The sequence below is a fragment of the Vibrio sp. 10N.222.52.C3 genome, from assembly GCF_041474195.1.
In the GTDB taxonomy this organism is placed as follows: Bacteria; Pseudomonadota; Gammaproteobacteria; order Enterobacterales; family Vibrionaceae; genus Vibrio; species Vibrio crassostreae_C.
This window is the reverse complement of sequence record NZ_JBFRTQ010000146.1, coordinates 2831-28086: the sequence shown is the minus strand read 5'-3', so window position 1 is coordinate 28086 and position 25256 is coordinate 2831. Positions and strand designations below refer to the sequence as shown.

General features: G+C 45.1%; 21 protein-coding genes. 9 read left to right on the top strand and 12 right to left on the bottom strand.

Features of this window, described 5'->3' with window-relative positions; translation table 11 throughout:
• Positions 1–335: 335 nt before the first annotated feature.
• A complete protein-coding gene (gene mutH, locus AB4517_RS19645; RefSeq protein WP_372100372.1) occupies positions 336–1001 on the top strand; it encodes a DNA mismatch repair endonuclease MutH in 666 nt (221 codons plus the stop codon).
• Between the two features lie 68 nt (positions 1002–1069).
• Here the strand turns inward: mutH and AB4517_RS19640 are convergent, their stop codons facing one another.
• From AB4517_RS19640 to xerD, 8 genes are all read right to left on the bottom strand, one after another.
• Positions 1070–1381 carry a DUF6482 family protein gene (locus AB4517_RS19640; RefSeq protein WP_004735016.1) on the bottom strand — a complete coding sequence of 104 codons (312 nt, stop codon included), beginning with the start codon at positions 1379–1381 and terminating at the stop codon, positions 1070–1072.
• Between the two features lie 214 nt (positions 1382–1595).
• Complete coding sequence (locus AB4517_RS19635) at positions 1596–1847, bottom strand: hypothetical protein (protein WP_004735015.1); 252 nt, start codon at positions 1845–1847, stop codon at positions 1596–1598.
• A 567-nt stretch (positions 1848–2414) separates the two neighbouring features.
• Positions 2415–3749 carry a cyclic-di-GMP-binding transcriptional regulator VpsR gene (gene vpsR, locus AB4517_RS19630; RefSeq protein ID WP_372149308.1) on the bottom strand — a complete coding sequence of 445 codons (1335 nt, stop codon included), beginning with the start codon at positions 3747–3749 and terminating at the stop codon, positions 2415–2417.
• A 271-nt stretch (positions 3750–4020) separates the two neighbouring features.
• Entirely contained in the window at positions 4021–5553 is a 1533-nt protein-coding gene (lysS, locus tag AB4517_RS19625) for a lysine--tRNA ligase (RefSeq protein WP_017059330.1), read from the bottom strand.
• Between the two features lie 98 nt (positions 5554–5651).
• Positions 5652–6750, bottom strand: a protein-coding gene (prfB, locus tag AB4517_RS19620) for a peptide chain release factor 2 (protein WP_100208942.1) whose coding sequence is annotated in 2 segments (ribosomal slippage) — positions 5652–6674 and positions 6676–6750 — 1098 coding nt in all. Because the reading frame shifts where the segments join, the coding sequence is not laid out codon by codon here.
• Positions 6751–6985: 235 nt separating this feature from the next.
• Positions 6986–8722 carry a single-stranded-DNA-specific exonuclease RecJ gene (recJ, locus tag AB4517_RS19615; RefSeq protein WP_017059329.1) on the bottom strand — a complete coding sequence of 579 codons (1737 nt, stop codon included), beginning with the start codon at positions 8720–8722 and terminating at the stop codon, positions 6986–6988.
• 79 nt (positions 8723–8801) lie between these two features.
• The gene (locus AB4517_RS19610; RefSeq protein WP_017062874.1) at positions 8802–9581 is read right to left on the bottom strand and encodes a thioredoxin fold domain-containing protein; all 780 of its coding nucleotides are present in this window, start codon (positions 9579–9581) and stop codon (positions 8802–8804) included.
• Positions 9582–9607: 26 nt separating this feature from the next.
• Positions 9608–10522 carry a site-specific tyrosine recombinase XerD gene (gene xerD, locus AB4517_RS19605; protein WP_017059327.1) on the bottom strand — a complete coding sequence of 305 codons (915 nt, stop codon included), beginning with the start codon at positions 10520–10522 and terminating at the stop codon, positions 9608–9610.
• 150 nt (positions 10523–10672) lie between these two features.
• On the opposite strand from xerD, the gene fldB reads away from it, so the two are divergent.
• Positions 10673–11194 carry a flavodoxin FldB gene (fldB, locus tag AB4517_RS19600; protein WP_017062875.1) on the top strand — a complete coding sequence of 174 codons (522 nt, stop codon included), beginning with the start codon at positions 10673–10675 and terminating at the stop codon, positions 11192–11194.
• 146 nt (positions 11195–11340) lie between these two features.
• Here the strand turns inward: fldB and brnQ are convergent, their stop codons facing one another.
• Entirely contained in the window at positions 11341–12654 is a 1314-nt protein-coding gene (brnQ, locus tag AB4517_RS19595) for a branched-chain amino acid transport system II carrier protein (protein WP_136973918.1), read from the bottom strand.
• A gap of 314 nt (positions 12655–12968) precedes the next feature.
• Here brnQ and AB4517_RS19590 point away from each other — a divergent pair, with 314 nt between their 5' ends.
• Both AB4517_RS19590 and srmB read left to right on the top strand, forming a co-directional pair.
• Positions 12969–13697 (top strand): tRNA1(Val) (adenine(37)-N6)-methyltransferase, encoded by a 729-nt coding sequence (locus AB4517_RS19590; RefSeq protein ID WP_017062876.1) that lies wholly within the window; start codon positions 12969–12971, stop codon positions 13695–13697.
• A 107-nt stretch (positions 13698–13804) separates the two neighbouring features.
• Complete coding sequence (gene srmB, locus AB4517_RS19585) at positions 13805–15070, top strand: ATP-dependent RNA helicase SrmB (protein WP_017059323.1); 1266 nt, start codon at positions 13805–13807, stop codon at positions 15068–15070.
• 115 nt (positions 15071–15185) lie between these two features.
• Here srmB and yaaA read toward each other — a convergent pair whose 3' ends face one another.
• Positions 15186–15962 (bottom strand): peroxide stress protein YaaA, encoded by a 777-nt coding sequence (yaaA, locus tag AB4517_RS19580; protein WP_372149306.1) that lies wholly within the window; start codon positions 15960–15962, stop codon positions 15186–15188.
• A gap of 282 nt (positions 15963–16244) precedes the next feature.
• Here yaaA and gmtY point away from each other — a divergent pair, with 282 nt between their 5' ends.
• Genes gmtY through AB4517_RS19555 form a run of 5 tightly spaced genes read left to right on the top strand, consistent with a single transcriptional unit; the run spans position 16245 to position 23641 of the window.
• Entirely contained in the window at positions 16245–17702 is a 1458-nt protein-coding gene (gmtY, locus tag AB4517_RS19575) for a gamma-mobile-trio recombinase GmtY (RefSeq protein WP_372149303.1), read from the top strand.
• Complete coding sequence (locus tag AB4517_RS19570; RefSeq protein ID WP_372149301.1) at positions 17702–20365, top strand: integrase family protein; 2664 nt, start codon at positions 17702–17704, stop codon at positions 20363–20365. Before gmtY ends, AB4517_RS19570 begins: the two co-directional genes overlap by 1 nt.
• A complete protein-coding gene (gene gmtX, locus AB4517_RS19565; RefSeq protein ID WP_372149298.1) occupies positions 20365–21042 on the top strand; it encodes a gamma-mobile-trio protein GmtX in 678 nt (225 codons plus the stop codon). Before AB4517_RS19570 ends, gmtX begins: the two co-directional genes overlap by 1 nt.
• Positions 21042–21479 (top strand): VPA1267 family protein, encoded by a 438-nt coding sequence (locus AB4517_RS19560; RefSeq protein ID WP_372149294.1) that lies wholly within the window; start codon positions 21042–21044, stop codon positions 21477–21479. Before gmtX ends, AB4517_RS19560 begins: the two co-directional genes overlap by 1 nt.
• Positions 21476–23641 carry an AAA family ATPase gene (locus AB4517_RS19555; RefSeq protein ID WP_372149291.1) on the top strand — a complete coding sequence of 722 codons (2166 nt, stop codon included), beginning with the start codon at positions 21476–21478 and terminating at the stop codon, positions 23639–23641. Before AB4517_RS19560 ends, AB4517_RS19555 begins: the two co-directional genes overlap by 4 nt.
• Positions 23642–23839: 198 nt before the next feature.
• On the opposite strand, the gene AB4517_RS19550 is transcribed toward AB4517_RS19555, so the two are convergent.
• Complete coding sequence (locus AB4517_RS19550; RefSeq protein WP_055024802.1) at positions 23840–24397, bottom strand: carboxymuconolactone decarboxylase family protein; 558 nt, start codon at positions 24395–24397, stop codon at positions 23840–23842.
• Between the two features lie 18 nt (positions 24398–24415).
• A partial coding sequence (locus AB4517_RS19545) for a redoxin domain-containing protein (protein WP_372149288.1) occupies positions 24416–25256 on the bottom strand: 841 nt, incomplete at its 5' end.

The window sequence follows — 25256 nt, the reverse complement described above, 5'->3', positions numbered from 1 at the left end:
ATATAAATCAGTAAATTAAAATAACATTCTAGTTTTAAAAAACATTAGAAATGTAAAAGATCTTTCAGAAACCTGACATGGTTAAAGATCAACCACTCCGATGTTTATCCACACTACTAAGTGAAAGATTCATTTTGAACCCCATTTGGCAAGCATTTTATCCACCATAAACCCCTGTTTATTTATCCACTAAATTAATATTTCAATTAATTACCTTTATGTCCTGTGGATAACCCTGAGTTTGATCCCTTTTCTCGCAAGGAGATCATTTCTTAACCAGTCGTCATATGGTGATAACTTCTGATAAAATCATTTTTTTGATCATGCCTTTTATTATGAAACCAGAACCACAAACACAACAAGAGCTGTTAGACAGAGCCTACGCGATTGCCGGAATGACTTTCAAAGAGCTCGCTGACGAAGCCGAAATGGACATGCCGAACGACCTAAAGCGTGATAAAGGCTGGGTTGGACAGCTTTTGGAATGGCACTTAGGCGCACCTGCTGGCAGTAAGCCAGAACAAGATTTTGCCAAACTAGGCATCGAGCTAAAAAGCATTCCGATTGGCTACTCTGGCAAGCCACTCGAAACCACCTTTGTGTGTGTTGCTCCTTTGATGGGTGTGCAAGGCATAACTTGGGAAACCAGCCACGTTCGAAACAAGCTGTCTAAGGTGTTGTGGATCCCTGTCGAGGGAGAAAGAGAGATCCCGCTAGCAGAGAGGCATGTAGGATCCCCTTTGCTATGGACACCTAGCCAAGCTGAAGACGAACTCTTGAAGCGAGATTGGGAAGAACTGATGGAGTTGATCGTTTTAGGCAATGTTGAACAAATAACAGCAAGGCACGGTGAAGCGCTGCATCTACGACCAAAAGCCGCCAACAGCCGAGTGTTAACGGAAGCCTACGGTGCAAGTGGAAAGCCCATCAAGACTAAACCGCGTGGTTTTTACCTAAGAACTCAATTCACCCACAAATTGCTGACGACACACTACGCATAGGTCGCTTAACGCACTTCAAAGATAGGATGATCAGTGTGTTATCAACCGTCGGTAGTAAGAAACGAGTTCTAATGAGGTTTGAGCGCCAGTTCAATATCACAGTAGCTTTGGCTTGGCTCATTACCAAACTCATCATAGGCGTTGTGTAAGCGAAGATACGCCTTTTCAAAGCCGAGCCGGAGTAACTCCTCTTTCACTTGATCCAAGGATCCAAAGTGAAGCGGCTCGCCGTCTTGCTTTACCGGTTCTAGCTTATGTTTGTACTCCACCGCCAATAGATATTCTGAAATATCAGAACAGCCAATAACGTACACTTTGGGTGTTTGATAAGAGTCTTTGTGCTCTCCATGTAACCACATGTCTAATTGATGCTTTTGCATAGCCGGCCTCCCTTGCTCTATAAAGCTTAGTAGAACTCTTTTCCTTTACTAGATAACGACTTAAAAAAGCACAGATCTCGGCTTAAAAAAGCAAAAAAGAGAAGCAAGCGCTTCTCTTTTTTGGCCAGTTCTAGTTCAAAAGTTTGCACTTTCGACGCCATAACTATCACTGTTAATTATCTTAGGGGTTGAAAGGTGCTATCAACCCCGCAGATTACGTCGGTATTCGCGCACTTAAGACACGACGAAGGTGACGTACTCGACGTTCAATCGTGACGACTTCTGGTTCAGAAAAACCAATCGGTCGACCGTCAGCTTCAAGACCAATATCTCTTAGTAAGTGAGTATTGTTCCATGGTAGATCATATGAACTGCGACGAACTTTTCGTTGCCATTCACGCTCTTCACGACGAAGGTCTGCACGGATAAGGACTGTTGCTAATTTTAAATATACTGAGTGACGCATAATAACTCTCCAGTTGTTGAATAAACTGAGGAAAAATAGCGTGTTAGATCGTATGAGGGTTTCTCACTTAGCTGCTATTTTTCCGCAGCCAAATAAGGATACGGATCTATTAGTTAGGTTTATCTTGGGTGTTTCGATCGGCCATGGCTGATGTTTGTGACATAACAGTCACCATGTCAGAACACGGATCAAACGAAGCGCAAATATGCTGTATAAAATCGAAATGTTTCATTTGCGCCTCCAAGCTAACTAAAAAATCCAAAAAAAATGGGGAAGTAAAAGCAGACAAGTCTTTGTTAAATCGTTGCTTTAACGGTTAAAGTCTAACCAAGTGAGTATATTATTCAACCGCTAATTGATTAACATTTTTAAAACAATGCATTCGCCTAAAATATCAGTTGTATATTCATTTACATATAACATATTCACTATGCTTATATAAAATCACAGCATATCTCTCTTAGGGTCTAACTAGAAAACAACGGACTACCCTTCAGAAACAAAAAAGCCACGTAGATACGTGGCCTTTAATTTACGGTGACTGAATAAAGTCATGTAGAGAAGAGTCTAAACAACACCTTCAGAGATTAGGCTGTGTTTATTCAGCAAGCGGTACATCGTCGCTCGTGATACACCGAGCTCCTTAGCCGCCAATGAAACCTGACCACCGTAAGATTCCAATACAATCAGTAACGCATCGCGCTCTGAGCGCTCTCGAATACTCTTCAAGCTTCGGCGTTCATCATTCTGTTTTGGTAAATCCAGTTGGTGATCCTCAATGATCACAGCATCAGACATCAACACAACACGCTTAATCTGATTCATCAGCTCACGCACATTTCCAGGCCAATGGTATCGATTCATCGAACGGATAGCATCGTCTGAGAAGCTCTTCGCTTGAGCATTAAACTCTTTCGAGTACTCACGCAGAAAATGATTCGCCAGTACTGAAATATCGCTCACACGTTCTTTTAAGCTTGGAACATGAATACGCAGAACATTGATATAGTGATAAAGCTCTTCATTGAAGTCGCCCTCGATCAACGCCTTCTCGATATCAGAGGAGTTCGCGGCCAGAATACGCACATCGACAGATTTAGGTCCATTCGCAGTTTCAATCTTACCTTCTTGTAGAAAGCGCAACAGGTTCAGTTGTTGATTGCGTGGCATCGCTAAAACATCATTAAGCAAGATGGTTCCGCCATCGGCTTCTTCCAACATACAAGGCGCAGTCGCTGACTGTGCTGATATGCCAAACACCTCGGCCTCTATTCTCATTTCAGACAAGGCACAACAGTTAACCGTTAAAAATGGTTTCTGTGCTCGCGACGAATTTTGATGAATCGAGCGTGCAATCGTCTCTTTACCAGCCCCACTCTCGCCATAAATCAAGATACTGACATCAGTCGGCCCAATACGCTTTACTTGGTCTCTCAAGCGCTTCACGGCCACAGAATCGCCTAGCAGTCCCATGTTGTTATTGATGCCGTAGTTTGGCCATACCTTCTGCTCAAGCTTAAGCATACCCAGTTGGTGACCAATGGTACTCAGCAATTGAGCATCTGGGATTGGTGCCGTGAAAAAGTCGATACAGAAGTTGACGATAAACTGGCAGATCGTATCAGAGCTTAATTGAGATTCACGGATAAAGGCGAGCCATCTCACCTGCTTGTTATTGCTCACAAGGTTAGCAATACCGTTGAGACTGAACTCATCATGACTAAGATCGACAATACCAATACATGGGCCAATATCAGCAATCAAGGCATCGGCTTTTCGTAAATCTGCACACTGGGTACACTGCCAACCCACTTGTTCTAACACTGATAACCAAGGTTCGTACGCACCACCAACGACGATAAGAGAACCTGGTAAGGAATCCATCTTAAATTGAGTTCCCATCCTTCTTCCTTATTCTATTTTTATTTAAATCAGACTAATACGAGTCACTGCTTCATCGTTCGACAAAATGCCGCGAGAGCGTATTCAGCGCAGAGACGTATAGTAGTGAGACTATCTTAGATTTTATGTCTCAATAGTAAGACTATGTCAGAAATAACGATTTTTCGAATCAAGAGTGAGGTACAGACTAGGTTTTGAAGCCCCAAAACAGAAAAAGCCACCCGAAGGTGGCTTTTTAATTACATAGGCTGTTACGCCCTATAAGCGAGAATTACGCCTGTGGACGCATTGCCGGGAACAAGATCACGTCACGGATTGTGTGCGTGTTTGTAAATAGCATTGCTAGACGGTCGATACCGATACCTTGACCCGCTGTTGGCGGTAGGCCGTGCTCTAGTGCAGTAATGTAGTCTGCATCGTAGTACATCGCTTCGTCATCACCCGCGTCTTTCGCGTTAACTTGCGCTTTGAAACGCTCGTCTTGGTCTTGTGCATCGTTAAGCTCAGAGAAACCATTCGCAACTTCACGGCCACCGATGAAGAACTCAAAACGGTCTGTGAAGAACGGGTTGTCATCGCTACGACGAGCTAGAGGAGAGATGTCCGCTGGGTAGCCAGTGATGAACGTTGGTTGAATTAGCTGAGGCTCAGCCGTTTCACCAAAGATCTCTTCTAGAAGCTGACCACATGTCCAGAACGTTTCTACGTCTACGTGTACAGATTTTGCGATAGCAACCATCTTTTCACGGTCTTGTAGGTCTGCTTCTGTTAGCGCTTGAATCTCAGCGTGCTCAGGGTTGTAGTGTTTGATTGCATCGAACATGCTCATGCGAGCGTAAGTGCCACCGAACTCAACCGTTTCGTCACCGTAAGGCATAGAAGTAGAACCAAGAACGTCCATTGCTGCCGTGCTTAGCATCTCTTCTGTCAGATCCATAAGGTCTTTGTAGTCAGAGTACGCTTGGTAGAATTCCATCATTGTGAATTCTGGGTTGTGACGTGGAGATAGACCTTCGTTACGGAAGTTACGGTTGATCTCGAATACACGGTCAAAACCACCCACCACTAGACGCTTAAGGTAAAGCTCTGGTGCAACACGTAGGTACATGTCGATGTCTAGTGCATTGTGATGAGTGATGAACGGACGTGCAGTTGCGCCACCCGGGATCACGTGCATCATTGGCGTTTCAACTTCTAGGTAGCCTTTCGCGCTCATGAAGTTACGGATTGAAGATACAAGCTTAGAACGCACGATGAATGCATTACGAGAATCTTCGTTCACGATTAGGTCAACGTAACGCTGACGGTAACGCATCTCTTGGTCAGTTAGACCGTGGAACTTCTCTGGTAGAGGACGAAGTGCTTTAGTCAGCAATTCAAACTCTTCCATGTTCACGTAAAGGTCGCCTTTACCTGATTTGTGAAGCGCACCTTTAACACCGATGATGTCACCGATATCTAGGCCTTGGTACTTCTCTTTCAGTACTTTTTGAACGTCTTTCGCTGCGTATGCTTGGATACGACCAGAAGTTTCTTGAATCGCAAGGAATGGACCACGCTTCGCCATAACACGACCAGCGATCGCAACGATGTGGTTAAGCTCTTCTAGCTCTTCCTTAGTCTTCTCACCGAATTCCGCTTGAAGATCGCCAGCTAGGTGCTCACGACGGAAGTCATTTGGGTGACCGTTAGCTTTGCAGTTTTGGCGGATGTGATCCAGCTTGCTGCGGCGCTCAGCGATTAGTTTGTTCTCTTCAGGTGAAGAAGCTTCTTGTGCGTTTTCGTTTTGAACAGCATCAGTCATTAGAGATGTACCCTGCTTTTAAAATTTGGACCGCTATATTTTTGCAAATATAGGCATTTTTACCAATATTATTGGTAAAGCTTAATAGTTGATAAAGCTTACAGACCTGATTTCAGGCTAGCTTCAATAAACTTGTCTAAGTCACCGTCAAGAACCGCTTGAGTATTACGGTTTTCGATGCCGGTGCGTAAATCTTTGATACGAGAATCATCCAGCACGTAAGAGCGGATTTGACTGCCCCAACCGATGTCTGATTTCGTCTCTTCGCTCGCTTGTTTTTCAGCATTTTGTTTTTGAATCTCAAGTTCAAAAAGCTTAGCACGTAGCTGCTTCATCGCTTGATCTTTGTTCTTATGCTGCGAACGGTCATTCTGACACTGAACCACAGTGTTAGTCGGAACGTGAGTAATACGTACCGCTGATTCCGTGGTGTTTACGTGCTGACCACCAGCGCCAGAGGCACGGTATACGTCAATACGTAGGTCAGAAGGATTAATGTCGATCGTAATGTTGTCATCAATTTCAGGATAGATAAACGCAGATGCAAATGAAGTATGACGACGACCACTTGAATCAAATGGTGACTTACGAACTAGACGGTGAACACCAGTCTCTGTGCGTAACCAACCGTAAGCATACTCACCAGAAATACGTACCGTTGCGCCTTTAAGGCCAGCAACATCACCATCCGACACTTCGATAACTTCAGTCTTGAAGCCTTTCGAATCTGCCCAACGTAAGTACATGCGCAACATCATTGAAGTCCAGTCTTGAGCTTCTGTACCGCCCGAACCTGACTGTAAATCGATGTAGCAATCTGATGCATCGTGATCACCAGAGAACATACGACGGAATTCCAGCTTCTCTAGCTTAGCTTCAAGCTCGGCCAGTTCTGGTTCAATTTCATCGAACGTTTCTTGATCTTCTTCTTCAACCGCAAGCTCTAATAGGCCATCAACATCCTCAACACCTTGGTCAAGTTGGTCGATCGTTTCTACTACCGCTTCCAATGCAGAACGTTCTTTACCTAGCGCTTGAGCACGCTCAGGTTCGTTCCATACATCCGGTTGTTCTAATTCTGCGTTTACTTCTTCTAGACGCTCTTTCTTAGCGTCATAGTCAAAGATACCCCCTCAGGATATTTGTGCGCTCAGACACATCCTGCAGACGGTTTTTTATAGGATTGATTTCAAACATTTTAGCTCATCATTTATGAGTAGAATTTAACCGAAGAATTGTACTCAAAAGTGTGACGGAGATACAGAATTTTTTAGAGTGGTGAACCAAGATTCAACAACTTAATGGGATATAAAATTGACAGGCATAAAAAACACGTAAATTTTGTAAGGGCGGGAAGGAAAACAAGCCCTGTTTTTGAACAGAGCTTGTTGAATTTGGCACTATATGATGAGCATTATTGAGCCCAAAATCACTATTTGGCTTCGATATGATCAATCATCAGCTGCAACGATTGGTTGCCGCGAAATTCGTTGATATCGAGCTTAAATGCAAGATGAACGGTTTTTACTGATGCATCAGGCCAGCGACGTAGGTCGACGTTAAAGGCAATACCGTCAATCATCACATTGGTTGGGTGGCCTTTGTAGAGCGGCTCAAGCATCAGCTTAAGGTGCTTTTCACCCACCAGCTTTTGGTGCAGCACTTTAAACTCACCATCGAAGATTGGCTCAGGGAAAGCTTGTCCCCACGGGCCACCTGAACGCAGCGTTTCAGCGGTGTGCATCGAGAACTCTTCTGGTAACAGCTCACCATCAGACAAGATAATGCCCTTCAGTGCTGTTTCTCCAAGTTCATTCTTCACCACATCATTGAACAGCTTGCTGAAGCGTTCAAAGTCCTTTTCCATGATGGTTAAACCAGCCGCCATTGCGTGGCCACCAAATTTAAGAATCAAGCCAGGGTTTTGAGTATCAATTCGGTCCAATGCATCACGCATGTGCAGACCCGGAATTGAACGACATGAACCTTTGATACTGCCTTCGCCGCCATCTGCAAACGCAATCACTGGGCGGTGGTATTTGTCTTTGATACGCGAAGCCAAAATACCAATCACACCTTGGTGCCAATCACGTTGGAATAGTGCCAAGCCAGAAGGTAGGTCGTCTTTACCAAATTCAAGGCGCTCACAAAAAGCCATCGCTTCTTGCTTCATGCCCTCTTCGATCTCTTTACGTGTTTGGTTCAAACCATCCAGTTCACTTGCCATTCGACGCGCCGCATGGATGTTGTTACTCATTAGTAGCTCAACACCAAAAGACATGTCATCCAATCGACCAGCTGCATTGATACGAGGACCAAGAGCAAAGCCAAAATCAGACGCCACCAAACGCTTAGCGTCTCGCTTAGCGATTTCGATCAAGGCTTGAATACCCGGACGAGCTTTACCCGCACGAATACGTTGCAAACCTTGATGCACTAAAATTCGGTTGTTTTCGTCGAGTGGGACCACGTCGGCAACCGTACCCAGCGCCACAAGGTCAATCAATTCCATCAACTTAGGTTCTGTCATGCCGCGCTCTGCAAACCAACCCAACTTACGCATGTGAACACACAATGCCATCATCAGATAAAAAGCGACACCAACACCCGCTAGGGCTTTCGAAGGAAAAGCACAGCTCTCAAGGTTTGGGTTAACCATCGCATCGACCATTGGCAGTTCATTGCCCGGCAAGTGATGGTCGGTAACCAGAACCTCTAGTCCTTTCTCTTTAGCGAAGCGAACACCTTCAATAGAAGAGACACCGTTATCAACCGTCATGATCACTTCGGCGCCAAGCTCGATTGCCTGTTCGACAACCTCAGGGCTCAAGCCATAACCATCTTCAAAACGGTTTGGTACCAGATAATCGACGTTAGAACTGCCCAACATACGTAGAGCAAGTACGGACAACGCTGAACTGGTTGCGCCATCGGCATCAAAGTCACCAACAATGATGATGCGTTTTTGCTGCTGAATAGCTTTGAACAACAGCTCAACCGCAGCATCAATGCCGCCCAGTTTTTGATAAGAGTGCAAGCCTTTCGCTGCTGTCTCTAGTTGGTCGGCACTGTCGATTCCACGACTCACATAAATGCGCTTTAACAAGTCAGGTAAGTGAGCAGGTAAGACTGAAATGTCGACCTCTGGACGGCGTTGGATCTCTATCATATAAAAATGGGCCCGATATCAATCAGGCCTCTCCTTAAATCAAAAACATGGGGGATAAATGGCAATACAGAAAACGAGATTATTGCTCTAAACGTTGAAGAAGTTGTGCTGGCGGCAAGTAACCACTCACCAACTCACCACTTGCTAGTACGATAGCCGGTGTACCATTGATGCCAAGCTCACGACCCAATTGGTATTGTTTAGCAATGATCTGCTTCTGCTCTGCTAGATCTTTACCAGACGCTGGCATTTGACGGTTTACTTTAGCGTCATGCATCGCTGTTTTTGGATCATCTGACGCCCAGATTGCCGCCATTTGATCGGCAACTTGCCCTGTCGCACCTTGGCGTGGGTAAGCCATGTAACGAACGGTAATACCCAAATCGTTGTAGCCTTGCATTTGGCTGTGCAGACGAACACAGTAGCCGCACGTAATGTCAGTAAATACCGTCACAACATACTTTTCGTTATCGGCTTTGTATTCAATAACCGTATCCGACATCGCTGCCACTTTTTCAGCATTCAGCGGAGCTTGACGCTCAGCCAAAACATCACTGAACTTTCCGTTTTCATCCAAAGAGTAAAGTGTACCGGCTAGAAAGTGATCGCCCTCTGGAGAAGAAAAGATAATGCCGCTGTTGGTTTGAACTTCTAAAAGACCATCGATATCCGAAGGCACAATCTTATCGACCTTAATACCGATTTTTTCAAAACGCTTAGTTAACGCAGCTGTATCAATAGCTTGAGCTGGAGCAGCTTCTACGGCTGTTGATGTTGTTTCTACTTTCGCTTCTGATGCATTACATGCAGTAATCATAAGAGGAAGCGCTAGTAGAGGAAGACGGCGTAATACGCTCATTAAGTTCACCTTAAAAATAAATGGATTTAAGCACGTGGGTGATGCTGCGCGTGAATTTGCTTCAGCCTTTCAGTCGCCACGTGAGTATAAATTTGGGTTGTCGATAAGTCACTATGCCCAAGTAACATCTGTACGACCCTGAGATCTGCGCCATAGTTCAGTAAATGCGTCGCAAAAGCGTGTCTCAATACGTGTGGTGACAACAGCTCTGTATCGATCCCAGCGACGACCGAGTAGTGCTTAATACGATACCAGAACGTCTGACGGGTCATTTGCTTGGCGCGTTTACTCGGAAAAACCACATCAGAACTGTTTTCGCCAAGTAGATGTGGACGACCTTGTTCAATAAAAGTCTCTATCCAATCCACCGCATTTTCGCCCATTGGTACTAAGCGCTCTTTGCCACCCTTACCAATAACACGCACCACGCCCTGTCTTAGGCTGATGTTTTCCATCGTCAAGCTAACCAGTTCTGTCACACGCAAACCGGTTGCATAGAGTAACTCAAGCATCGCCTTATCGCGAAGCTCAATCGGATCGTTCGGATCTGGCGCATCGAGCAAAGCATCAACCTGCTCTTCGCTCAAATCTTTCGGCAAGCGTTGCGGCAGCTTCGGGCTGATCAACAAGGCACTTGGATCATCGCCTCTGATTTTCTCGCGGTGCAAATATTGGAACAAGCGACGAATCGCCGACAACATACGGGCACGAGAGGTCTGCTTAAAATCGGCGTCGGCTAACCAGCCTTGATAATCCTGTAAACCTGAAAGGCTAATGAAGTCGAGGCGGTAATTGTTCTTTTCCATCCACGCTAATAACTTGGACAAATCGGTACGGTACGAGACAAGCGTATTCTCCGATAATCCTCGCTCCATCCACATAGCATCTAAAAACTGCTCAACGAGACCGTGGTCTGCGCTCTGCCCTTGAGGCGACTGCATAGTGTTACTCACAATATTGGAAACTGTTTTGAGAGTATGCCAGAGCAAATATGAATGCCATAAAAATTACGACTTGAGCGGATAATCGCTGCAATCGAAGTCGATTTATGGTTAGAATTCGCCATCTGAAATTAAAATCGAACGTTTGCTATGAAAATTGGATTATTTTACGGCTCAACCACCTGCTACACAGAAATGGCAGCAGAGAAAATTCGCGGCATTATTGGTGAAGACCTAGTTGATATCCATAACGTGAAAGAAAGCCCTCTTTCATTGATGGCGGACTACGACCTTTTATTGCTGGGCATCTCGACTTGGGACTTCGGTGAAATCCAAGAAGATTGGAATGAACTGTGGGAAGACATCGCAACCACGCCTATGAAAGGCAAGGTTGTGGCTCTGTTTGGTTTGGGTGACCAAGAAGGCTACGGCGAATGGTTCCTAGATGCGATGGGTCTATTGCATGATGAACTGAAAACCGCGGGTGCAGAGTTTGTTGGCTTCTGGCCAAACGATGACAGCTACGAGTTCGAAGCGTCTAAAGCGTTAACCGAAGACAAATCTCAATTCGTTGGTTTGGCGCTTGATGAAGATTCACAATACGAGCTAAGCGACGACCGTATCGCAAGCTGGGTTGAGCAAGTACTGGTTGAGTACAGCGAAAAGCTATAACCAAACAGAAGTACTCCCGGCTAAGTAGCTAACCAAGTAACTAGCTGGATATAAAAAGACCACAGAATACAAAAAGGCCTCATTACTGCGAAGTAATGAGGCCTTTTCTATTTCATCTCGAAGGACAATCTAATCTCAACGGAAGATTAAACAGTCTCTTCAGCCATCTCTTGTTCTGTTGACTTGCCAACAAAGAACATACAGATGATTGCAGCCGTTGTTGGAAGCAACCAACCCATACCGATCTCAAACAGTGGCAGCATCTTAAGTGCAGACACGTCTACACCCGCTACTTTAGCGCCATCAATAAGAGCAAACAGCAGTGACACTAATACCACTACGCGGTAAGCCGCTTTTGGATTAGGGAAACGGCTACGTAAGAATGTCAGAGCAACCAACGCGATAGCGACTGGGTACAGTGCAAACAGTACTGGAACAGACAGAGAAATCAGTTGAGAAAGACCAACGTTCGCAACGGTTGCACAAGCTACACCATTGATGATTACCCAAGTCTTGTAAGACAGAGGCGTTAGCGAGCTGAAGTAATCAGAACATGCTGACACAAGGCCAATCGCCGTAGTTAGACATGCTAATAGTACGATCACAGAAAGCACTAGCTGACCAGAAGGACCAAACAACGATTGAACGTATAGGCTTAAAATAGCACCGCCATTGTCTGCACCAGCTGCGACTGTTGCACTTGTTGCGCCTAGGAAAAATAGAGAGATGTAAACAAACGCCAGACCCGCTGCGGCAATACAACCCGCGCTAATTAGGTACTTAGTCGTCGCTGCACGGTCAGTAATGCCCTTGCTACGAATCGCATCAACAATCAGCATACCAAACATCAAAGAAGCAAAAGTATCCATGGTGTTGTAGCCTTCAAGGAAACCTTTGGTCAGTGGTTGAGTGATGTACTCACCGTGAGCCGCAAGAACGTCGCCTTGAGGGTTAACGAATACAGCGATCGCCAGTACAACCAAACCAACGAACAGTGCAGGTGTTAGTACCTTACCAATGACGTCAATAAGCTTACCTTGCGACCATGAGAAGAACATCGCTACTACAAAAAATGCAATCGAAAAGAGAGTTAGGTGAGCTTGAGAGGCATCGATGAAGAACGGTTTCACCGCCATCTCATAGGCAACAAGGCCAGTACGCGGTGCAGCAAATGCAGGACCGATAATAATAAAGATCAGTACAGCCATGATGGTTGCTGCTTTCTTAGGAAGATCTTTAGTTAAGTGACCCCAAGAGCCACCAGCCACTGCGACCGCGACGATAGTGATTAAGGGCAGACCAACGGCAGTCAGCAGAAAACCAGACATCGCTGGAAGGAAGTGATCACCGGCTAATTGGCCAGCTAGAGGTGGGAAGATGATGTTACCCGCACCCAAGAAAAACGCAAAAAGCATAAAGCCCAATGCCATTATATCTGTTAGTTTTAGACTCTGTTTCACAGATAATCCTTAATTATATTTATGAATTTATGTTGTGCTTACATGAATGTTACAGCTCAAAGCTGCCAATCAATCTATAAAATAGTCGCGCATAATGACGAAACAACTGGCTAGCTGCAAGTCACCACACAAAAACACCATATAAATTTGCATATGAGAACAAAAAGCAGTGGATTCCACTAGCTATAGAAAAATAGCCACAATTATAAACTAACCATAATGCACAACAATATTTTCTCAAGCAGAACATTAACTCATACAATCGGTTAACATTAGAGCAAATCACTTAAAATATCTCGATACTCAGAACATTAATGAAAGACAAAACAGTGCAAACTAAAAGCTTCAATTTTAAGCAATTCTCAATTTACGGCGGGAAAAGCGGTATGCCAGTCAGTACCGATGGCGTATTACTTGGCGCTTGGGTAAGCCTGCCACAAAGATCATGTGTACTCGATATTGGAACCGGGACAGGTCTGCTGGCTTTGATGGCTGCGCAGCGTTTTGAAGATGCTTCAATCTCTGCGATAGATATTGATCAACACGCTATTGATGCTGCCACTGTCAATATTGAGCAGTCGCCTTGGCAAAATCGTATCTCCCTTGATCACGGCAGCGTGTTAACAACCGACTTTCCACAAAGGTTTGATGCGATCATCTGTAACCCGCCCTACTTCAACTCTGGAGAACAGGCGCAGCAAAGCCAAAGAGCCACCGCCAGGCACACCGACAGCTTGGATCATTTAGCGCTTGCCCAGCGTTGTTTCGAGATAACAACCGACGCCGCGACTGCCAGTTTCATCCTACCGACGCCTGAGGGGGAAGGTTTTATCAAGCTTGCCGAGCAATGTGGTTGGTATCTAGCAAAACGCCTTGATGTAAAAACAACAGATAAAAAGCCAGCTAGCCGAATTTTATTCGAGTTATCTAAAGATCCTGCTTGCGAGCAAGATTTGCAGCGCGAATCGCTTACAATTCACCATCAAGGTGGTTATAGCGAAGCATTTATTGCGCTCACTAAAGATTTTTATCTCAAGATGTAGCAAATACCATGTGATCCTAATCACTAATGCTTCTATAATGTCCGACTACTCTTTTTTATCGTCTGCTTTTTGAGGCAGAAACATTTATTGCTTGTGGAGAAACAACAGTGATCAGAACCTTTGCAGAACTCGATCTAAACCAAGAGCTGCTTAAAGCAATTGACGAAATGGGCTACGAACGTCCAACACAGATACAAGCTGAAGCAATCCCACAAGCGTTAGATGGAAGAGACGTTTTGGCTTCTGCGCCAACAGGTACTGGTAAAACAGCATCATTTGTATTGCCAGCACTGCAATACCTACTGGATTTCCCACGTAAGAAATCTGGCCCTGCACGTATGCTTATCCTGACGCCAACGCGTGAGCTAGCAATGCAGATCACCGAACAAGCACGTGAGCTTGCTAAATACACCAGCCTAAATATCTTCACGATCACGGGCGGTGTGATGTACCAAGAGCACGCAGATATCTTAAGTACCACTCAAGATATCGTAGTAGCAACACCTGGCCGTTTGATGGAATACATTGAAGGCGAGCGTTTTGACTGTCGTGCGATTGAATGGCTGGTTCTAGATGAAGCCGACCGCATGCTAGACATGGGCTTTGGTCCTGTTGTTGACCGTCTGTCTGCAGAGTGTCGCTGGCGTAAACAAACTTTACTGTTCTCAGCAACGCTAGAAGGTAAAGGCATTGAAGGCTTCACTGAAGATCTACTGAAAAACCCAGCGGAGATCGATGCGAAATCATCACTTCGTGAGCGTAAGAAGATCACTCAGTGGTACCACCGTGCAGACACAGCAGAGCACAAGCTGAACATCCTAAAGCACGTCATCACAGAGCAAGCTGAGCGCAGCATCGTATTCTTGAAGACGCGTGATCGTCTAGGTGATCTACGAGCTCAACTTGAAAGCGCGCAAATTCCATGTGCGTGGATCCAAGGTGAAATGCCTCAAGATCGTCGTAACAACGCGATTGCTCGTTTCCGTGACGGCTCTGTAAACGTACTACTAGCGACTGACGTTGCTGCTCGTGGTATCGACCTTCCAGACGTAAGCCACGTAATCAACTACGACATGCCACGTACTGCTGACGTATACCTACACCGTATTGGCCGTACGGCTCGTGCTGGTAAAAAAGGTAACGCGGTTTCTATCATTGAAGCGCACGATCAACTAATGATTGAGCGTGTGGCTCGTTACACAGACGAACCAATCAAAGAACGCTTTATTGAAGGCATGCGCCCTACGCATAAGAAAGCGGCCGTGACTAAGAAGAAGAAGCCGAAGAAAGAAGATAAGAAAGCGGTAGAGAAACAAAAAATCGCGAAGAAGAAGAAAATCGCGAAGAAAAAGAAAGCAGCAAAGAAGAAGTAATCTACCAGCTTCAACGATTCAATAAAAAAGCCCCATGCAGTTCGCTGCATGGGGCTTTTCTCTATCTGGTCTGTTATCAGGCTAAAACCGAGAGCTACTCGTTAGCCAAGGACTACTAGTTTTGCTCTTCGCGCTTAAAGACAAGCTCTTTCGCGTTCAACTCTTCTTCAACGAAGTAGTAGCCCGCCGTATCAAACTGGGTCAGCGCCTCAACCGAGTCGATCTTGTTCTCGATGATGTAGCGAGCCATCATGCCACGCGCTTTCTTCGCGTAGAAACTGATCACCTTGTACTGACCGTTCTTGCAGTCTTTGAATACAGGGGTAATCACTTGGCCATCCAAGTTCTTCGGCTTCACGGCTTTAAAGTATTCGTTAGACGCCAAGTTGATCAACACATTGTCGCCTTGAGCATTCAACGCTTCATTCAGCTTGTCTGTGATGATGTTGCCCCAGAACTGGTACAAGTTAGTACCACGAGCATTGGCTAAGCGTGTACCCATCTCTAGGCGGTATGGCTGCATCAAATCTAATGGCTTAAGCAAGCCATATAACCCAGAAAGCATGCGCAGGTGGTCTTGTGCGTAGTCAAAATCTTCATCCGATAGCGTTTCAGCGTCTAGGCCAGTGTATACATCGCCTTTAAAGGCTAGGATTGCTTGGCGTGCGTTGTCTTGGGTAAAGGTCTCGCTCCACTGCTCAAAGCGCGCTACGTTCAACCCTGCGATTTTATCGCTGACTTTCATCAGTGCAGAAATATCTACTGGCGTCAGTTTGCGGCACTCTTCAATCAGCTCAGCAGAGTGTTCAACAAACTCAGGCTGACTAAAGCGTTCCGTCGCTAATGGTGATTCGTAATCAAGTGTTTTGGCTGGAGAAACGACAACTAACATAACTTTACCCTAATCGGTTATCTAACTGGATGCTGCTAGAGTATAGAAAAAACATCAACTTGTCTTTATGACTCTTCCTATTACTTTGATAGGGAGAATGAGCTTCGATAGACAGAATGAGACAAATGACAGGCAAACAAAAAGGCTAAGGTCGAAATTATATATAGTAACTTAAACTATGTATAATGTGTATTAAGGCAGAGGAATCTGCCTTTTTATTGACCGATCAAGTAACAAGGACTATAGTGTATTATATGTTTAATGTGTACACGGAAAGTTAGTTTGTCATCAGTAAAAGTCAGAGCAACGATTGTCGAAGACAACACAGGTATTAAAAGCCAACTACCTATCTTGCTAACTGAGCAAGGAGAGTTAAGTACGGTCACAGACTACCTACTCAAGCTAGAGGCGGACGGTGTGAGTAACTCCGTCATGAATGGGTTTATTCAAGCGGTGTCCTTGTTGCTGGATTATATGGAAGCAAATAGAGGATTGTTTGACGATCCAAAGTTACTCTTTCAGACCTTTTCTAAGCGGTTGTATGCAGGAACGATTGGTGAGGATGGACTTGACCCATCAGGTTTGTATTGGGTGCCAAGTTCAACCAGTAACGTCAATAAGCATATTCATCGATTGACGGCATTCACAGATTGGTTGGCAAACAAGAACGGCACTGCGTCCATGAATCCCTTGCGTGATGCTACCCCGCATGAGCAGCGATTGAATTACGCTGCATGGTATCGCAAAAACCAAAACGATTTCCTCGGTCACATCGAAGATAAGACTGTGAACAAAACCATCCGTAAGGCGCGAACCATCAAGGGGCGCACTCCTCTCACTAAAACCGAAGATGATGCTGTCGCCTTTCCTGAAAAGCATTGGGAAGACTTTTATATGAATGGCATTGGTGGTGCGAGCGACCCGCGAGTGGTACTTAGGGATAAATTAATACTCCTACTCATGCACGGTGGCGGACTACGCGAAAGCGAGGCTTTAACCCTTTGGGTGACAGATGTGTTTGAAGATCCCAATAACCCAGATAGTGCAATCGTTCGAATTTACAATGAAATCGACGGCAAAGCGCCAAATGACCCTGAAGTTCGTTCTAAAAATCAAAATAGAGAGACGTACTTAAAAGAAAAGTATGCGCGTATCCCACGCCAGCGCATGAAAGGCACCGCGCATCTTGGTTGGAAAAGCCGTGTGGTTGACCATAAAGATAACTACATACAGGTTCAGTGGTTCCCCACCGACTACGGCAAAGTGTTTATGTCACTTTGGAAAAACTACCAAAAGTACCGCGCCAGCATCGACTGTCACCATCCTTATGCGTTTATTTCTTTTCATCACAGCGCGTTAGGCAATCCTTATACTATCAACGCTTTCCATGACAACTACGCCAACGGCTTGAAGCGCATAGGTTTAGAACCAAACAAGGCTGAAGGTAAAGACCCTCATGGGCATCGTCATAGTTACGGTAGACGATTAGAACGTTCTGGGTTGAACCCGTTAGTGATTCGCCGCTGTATGCACCATAAGTCTCTAGACTCACAAATTCCCTACACAGGCAAAGGTCAGCAGGAAATCTCTGACGAACTGACCCAAGCGACGTTGCAACTGGCAAACCCTGAATCCAAAGTCAAAGCGCTCGACTGGAAAACTCTGGTTGAGAATGGTTTTGATGACATCGACCCGCAGGGCTACTTTACTGGCAAACATCCAAAATTGAGAGGTAAGTAATGGCGAAAAAAGGCAAAAAACATGACGGACGCTCATCGGATTTAACCTTCTCATGGATGCTCACCACGCTCGGAGCAGAGTGGCAACAATGGCAGGAATTAGTCGCGGAGTGGATGGCGATGCAAAGTCATAACGTTAATGACAAGCGGCAAGCGTTAAGCCGCCTTTTTGAGTCTTATATTGCTGAATATGCGCCCTATGCCATTGATAATATAGATTTGTTTTTTAAGGGCTACCAAGGACACAAATGCTCTAGCGAAGAGTTAGAAGCTCTGTTAAGGAAAACAATAAATGCTCCTTATTTGATTGCCCGTGGCATAAACCCACCATGTGACTTTATTGACTTTGTTATTGAGAAAGTGTTCTCCGAGGAAGATGACCATGGAAAGCTAATCCCACTAGTTCAAAACCCTCTCAGAAAAATTAAACAGCAAGGTAATACGACTGAAACCGTCCGCAACCCCTTACCGTATCGCTACATTCAAGACTTACGCCAAATCCTTTGTCCACTACCTGATAAAGCCGAACTGGCGGTTATTGAGCAAAACCTCAAGGGCGAGGAATCCTTGCTGCCAGCTTATCACTATCGTCATTTCAAACACTGGACATGGGCGCAGCAGCAGACAGGGCAAGGAAATCTGGGTGGTGACTGGTTTGAAGTAGAGCCTGAGCTGATTGATAAGTCCGACCCAGACTGCGTGTGGCGTACTAAAAGAGTGACTAGAAAAAATGAAAAAGTCACCGTTCACCAAATCTGGTCGCCTGTCAAATCGATGGTAATATTCATGAAGCTACACCTACCTCTGCGTACCTATCAGGTGCGGATGCTCGACAGTGGTGAAGCCGATACATGGCGCTATGAACAAGGTCAGTGGGTAGTGAACACCAAGCATGATTTTGCCCTTGGCAGTGAAAAACGCCCCTTCGGAAAAGGCATCTTCCGCCGAATTCACGATACCATGACAGGGCTGTATTCAACAGGTCTATACATCAACACCAACAAGACTGCCGACCAGAACAAAGATGAACTGGAGCGTGGCTACATCATTCCTTGGCAAAACGAGGAAGTGTTGTACTGGCTGGAAAAACTGCGTAACTGGCAAGAAAAATACAACCCGATTGCAAAGCCCACCGATTGCACCACTCTACTGAGAAAGCATACTGGAATTAAAAAATCAGACAAACAGTTAGAAAGCATGGGTGAGATTGCCTTTTTGTTTCGTGATGCATCAGCAAAAGGTGAGGATAAACATAAGCCAATTCAACATGGCAATGGACTCAAAATATTCTGGTATCAACTCTTACTAAAGCTGGAAAATCAACTCGCAGAGCAAGGCAATACCTTGGATAACGGAGAACGTTTAAAACTGGTTGTGGATTACCCTGAAGGTACTCAAGAAGGTTCTAAAGTTGCCACACTCTTTCCCTTGCACAGTTTGCGTGTCTCACTCATCACAGCGTATACGATGGATACCCAACTGCCACTGCCTGTGATTTCTAAATTACTGGCGGGGCATACACGCCTGTTGATGACTATCTACTACAACAAAATTACCCCGTCCGTGATGGCAGAGAAAATGGATGAAGCGCATGGTGAGTTGGATGCGAAATCCAAACAATCAGTGCGAAACTTCCTCAAAGATGCCTCGATGGAGCAAATTCAATGCAAGATGGTGTATCACAACGATGACAGCATTCAGGCGGCGCTGGCTAACCGTAATCCGATTGGTTGGGAAGATCGCTCCTGTGGGATGTGCTTGGTCGGCGGTAACACCGTTAAATCGGATGAAGTCAGTACCATTGGCGGGTGCTGGAACGGTGGTGAGTTGATTAGAGATGCAAAAGCCGCTCAAGGTCGCGTCTACGCCAGTGTGCCACACGGCCCTGAAAACTGTCCTCGTTGCCGCTGGTTTATTACCGAGGCTCGATACCTACCTGCGCTTAATGCCCACTTCAATCAACTGAGTTACAAGGCGCATCAAGCGGCTAATCTCTCTGTGGAAATTGAGGGTGAACTAGAAGCCCTCAAAGATGAACAGTTCTTTTGTGAAGAGCAAGGTAAGCCGTTCATCAAGCATGATGAACTGCAAGCACTACAGCGCCGCTATGAAAAACAGCAAGTCGAAGCCGATGAATACGCCAAAGATTGGATAGCGTGCTTTGAGCTTATCAACAAAATCATTCGCGTCGAAGAAGCGAGACATGAGGATGATACCAAAGATAAACTGATTGCGGTTGGCTCTGAGCAAGATGTCAGCCATGCCTTGAAATTTATCGAAACCGACTCTGAATTACTGCACTTATCGCTGCTTTGTGATGACGCGGAGTTTTACCCTGATTTACAGGACGAACTGCGTAAAACCCCTGTTATTCAAAAGCGCTCGATGCAACTCAGTCGTGTGCTGATGAAAAAAGGCTTTGAGCCGATTTTCATGGAAATGGACGACAAACAACAGCTCATCGCTGCCAATGCCATGCTGCGTCAGATGGCGAAAATCGCTGACCCTGACGACAAACTTGAGGGCTACCGCAAAGTGGCTAACTATATTGAAGCAGGTGAATACCTGACTGATAACAAACTGTTCTCTCAGGGTATTCATGCACTGACTGATAAAGCCATTAATCTAAATGGCATTGCACTACCGAACTTATTGGAGGACTAATGGAACTCGATATTGATGTCATTCTGGCTGACTTAAAAGAAGGCAAAGTACCTCGCACCCAGCAAAACCTCGATAAGCTCAACGACACACTGAAAGCCTATGCGGAATCAGGTCAGCGTGACTTCTCCATTACACAAATTGGGCGGGTGTCTGCTGAAAATGGCGGATTGGCGTATGAGGCTTTGCGTGCCACCCGTAACAAGCACTACCGAACACTCATCGAAGCATGGGCGGCAAAGTACAATACCAATACCAAAAAACCGTTATCCAACACCTCACGGTCTAAATCCATCCCTGCGGATAATAAACTGCTAGAGCGCATCCCAGACCCTGCGGTACGCGCCTTGTTTGGTCAAATTATTGCGGAGCGTAACCGTTACCGCAAAGAGGTTAATTTGCTCAAGCAACACGCCAATATTACCATCGACAAACGCCCTGTGCGCCAGTTTGACACCACCGCAGAGCCAAGTGTTGAAGTGCTGCCATCCCTATCAGGCGTACTCACCGAATCAGAGAAAAAAGCCTTAGCGTATGCAATTTCTGATGAATGTATGGAAAAGAACGACTGGCAAACTACTCAGGCGGGTCAGGTAAAAGACATGGAATACAATAGCGAAGTATTCCCTAGAGGCTTTGTCACAGGGCTTCGTAAGCTATTGGGTGAGGTAGATGACTAATGGCAAGTGGGCAGCAGAAAGCGCAACAAAACCTTGAGGCATTTGAGGTCTGGAAAGCCACACAGACGGACGATGAGTTTAAACAAATCGTGTTTAGAGGTCAGCTTAATCGCATTGAAGTGGCAAAGGGTATTGGTTGTGGAAAATCGGCTTTAAACCAAAATCCTGCCCTCAAGAAAGCACTCAAAGCCTTAGAAGATGAGCTGCGCGGTAAAGGTGTCCTGCCACCGTTGACCGACGCTGCCAAGAAGAATGAGGGCAAACCTCAAGCCTATGACAACACAGCAAATCGAAAGCTTCTCGATTCAAAGCGGTTATCGTCATTGGAGGCAGAAAATATCGAACTGAAAGCCAAGGTTAAGGAGCTTGAAAAGCGACTTGAGCGCTTTGGTGAGCTGTCTGAAACCTTATCCGAAATGGGGTTGATGCCACGATGAATACCGCTTTGCATGAAGACCAAATGCGTGTAACCAGTATCCCTTATCGCTCGACCAAGATGGTGATATTCAGCGGTGTACCGCTGGCGAAGGACTCTTACAAAACCAATAGTGGGAAGTATTACGTCACCATCAAAGCCGACCCCGATAGCATCCCTGTACAACCTGCGCTGGGACAGCATTGGTCAGTTAAAGGTGCTCGCCAGATAGAAAATATGGAAATGGATGATTATGTGATGCAACAGCACACCTATGAATCACCCAAGTACGTTGAATGCGCCTTACCCGAAACTGGTGAGCAACTGATACGCTTTATCGCCAGAGAGAGTGACTTCAAAGGTATTGGCGAAAGCAAAGCTAGGGCACTCTGGCAGCTCTTGGGTAAAGACTTCCATACCACACTGAAAAATGACACCCCAGAGTCCAGAAAGCGTCTGACATCGATTCTGAGTGAAGATTCAGTGGAAGCGCTCTATAGAGGGTACGCCAAATACAAAAATCTGGCACATTGCAACTGGATGAGCGAGCACAGCATCCCCGCCAGTGTGCAGCAACGGCTGCTCAAGCATCACGGTGAAGCCTCCATAGAGGTAATTAAGGATAATCCTTATGCTTTGATGGGCTTTGGTCTTTCGTTCAGTGCCATTGAAGATATTATCAAGGTAACGGATTTTAAGAACGATGTTGCGAAGGATGACCCAAGAAGGCTCAGCGCTGCTCTGGAAATGGCGATTCGCAAGGAGATTGAAAAAGGTCACACCTATACCACTCATGCCAATGTGCGTCCTTACCTCAACAAGCTACTGAAAGACAAATCACTGGTCACTCAAGCGTTCCAATCAGGTCATGATAAAGCTCAGTATATTTTAAATCCCGACACAGGAGCCTACCATCCAACTGCGCAACTTCTGATGGAAAGTGTCGTTGCCAAACGGCTAAATACACTGATTAAGCGAAATGACTTGTTTGATGAAAACGCCAATGCTGCGTATTGCTCTGCGGTTGCGGAGCTTCCCTACAAATTAACTCCTAAACAAATCGAAGCCGTAACAACGTGTCTGGATAATTCGGTAAGCTGTATTACGGGCGGTGCAGGAACAGGCAAGACAACGGTACTCAGAACGGCTCTCAGGGCATACCATCAACTCGGATTTGAAATACACGCCGTTGCGCTCAGCGGTCGTGCTGCAATGAGACTTCATGAGTCCATCGGTTTTGTTACCTCAACCATTGCCAAATTGCTGCGTGAAGACCCCATAGAACCCAGTGTTGAGAAAACCAATCACCTACTGGTCATCGATGAAGCGAGCATGATTGACCTACCAACCATGTATCGCCTAGTAAATCACATTCATCCCTCTGTACGATTGATATTTACGGGCGACCCTGATCAACTCCCACCAATAGGTTGCGGCAAAGTGTTGGCAGACATCGTTGAAGCAAAAACGGTGGCGAATACGATACTAGATATCGTCAAGAGGCAGGAAGGTTCAACGGGTATCCCCGAATACTCAAAGCTTATTAATCAAGGAGTAGTGCCTGAACAATTAAGCACAGGTGCAATACACTTTCACGAAACCAGTAAACCAGACATTGCCAAAGTCTGTTGCGAGCTTTACCAAGAATCTCCTGAAAGCAGTCGAGTCATGGCTCCAACCAAGGCGCTCGTATCAGAAATCAATAAACTCATCCAGCAAGCGGTCAACCCAGACAGTGACAGTCTTGAGTTCGAAATCAATGGTGACAAGTTCTTTTTACCACTTCGCATGAATGATGAGGTGTTATTTACGCAGAATCATTACGACAAAGGCATTCAGAACGGCTCACTTGGTATGCTAACCAACGCCAAACCTTCTGGTGATAGTTACGGTGAAGTGACGTTAGATACAGGTGAAAAGGTCGAGATAACACAATCCGTTCTCGACTGCATGGAGCTGGGTTACGCAATCACCCTACATAAAGCTCAAGGGTCACAGTTTCCACGCATCATCATCGCTCTGCAAAACGGAAGAATAGTAGATAGAGCATGGCTCTATACGGCAATCACGAGAGCTGAAAGTGAAATCCATATCGTTGGTAGTTGTGATGATATGAAGCAGATCACCGAGGCACCTAGTCACTCTCATAAGCGGAATAGCTACCTAAAGGAACTGTTGAGTTAGCAATTTCAAACTCGTTTATGCCCCATAACAAGCTAGAGCAGGAATGAGGCTATATTAAAGGTTTGTAATTTGACTTACTTTTCTTTATGCCTAGAGTTCTGACTATGTGGCCAAATTTACTAATCCACAACACATATACTTATGAAAATACACGGCCATTAAAAGAGAGTATCAGTAGATACTCTCTTCAGATTGATCTTACCTCTCTGAAGGGTGAGTCCAGTCAAAAGCCTTTAATGGGGCATCAACTGGTGTATGAGATAATGCATTGGTGAAATTTGAAATAAGTTTGCAAGCTAGGCCTGTCAACACTTCAAGCGCATGCCGCTCTGTGTATCCTACCGTTAGAAAGTTCTGCAACTTTTCATCACCTATATGACCACGATTATCTAGTAGCTCTTTAGTAAAGACATGCAACGCTTGTAGTTTGACATCAGGTAACTCATTTCCTTCCCGTAGTGCTTCAATAATGCTTTCTGGCATATTAGCTGATTTCATGATCCACGTATGACCAGGAACGCAATAGTGACAGTTGTTTTCAAAGTTTGATGTCATCAGAACCACTTGAGCTTCGAGTGGACTGAATAGTGTACTTTGCGTGAATAACTCATAAGTCTTCAAATAAGCTTGATAAGTTGCAGGAGCATCTGCTAGCACTTTATGTAAATTTGGAATTAAACCAAGTGATTTTTTAGATTGCTCCATCATTTGCTTTGATGCTTCTGGTGCTGTTTCAATATTGTGGTAGTTAAACATAATAATTCTCTCGGTTTATTATTTATTAATGGTGAAAACGTTGCGTAAGGCTTGAGTTAATCGTTCTTCGCTTGCTCTTAGTCGATAGTCTTCAGATTGATCTATCCATTGGATGACACCATGTTCATCAATTAAGATCGATGTTGGGATAGACATTGATTTGTATTCAAATGAAGTAGGAAATGGCAGCCCTAATACTGTTTTTGTTTTAGACGAGTCAGCCCCTAAAGCCTTGTGGTGTTCAACGCCGTATTGTTTAACTACTTTGAGTTCTGGGTCTGACAAAAGAAGAAGATCTAAACTATCTCGTTCGATGTGCATTTTTGCTTGTTCTGCCGTATCTCCCGACAACGCAACGACCTTAACTCCATATCGATCCAGAGTCGGTTTCATATCGTTAAACATTTTTAATTCAGCACTACAGTATGGACACCAAGCACCTCGGTAAAACTTAAGTAGAACACGTTGATTTTTTAGGTCATCAGTCGAATAAATCTCGTTGTCATATGTGGTTGATTCGAATTGTGGGAACTTATCTCCAATTGCAACCTCAATATCACCTAGAGGAGTATCTTTTTGACTGAATACCCAAATGAATTTACCACCAAGAAATATGGAAAAGCTGGACATTAAGACAACGAAAACAAAGCTCCAATGCATATTTATAATCCCACTGATAATTGCACCTAGCCCCAAAAGGACACCTGCGGCAAGTGCTAGCATAAGGATGATAGGATTTTTGGGCGGCTTGTTCTTTTTTACTTTTAGAAAGTAATGCAAACTTCCAATCACCGTTGTGGAAAATCCAAGTAGTGATAGTGCTATAGCTGAATACATCGTTTGTTCCTCATTGTTTTGC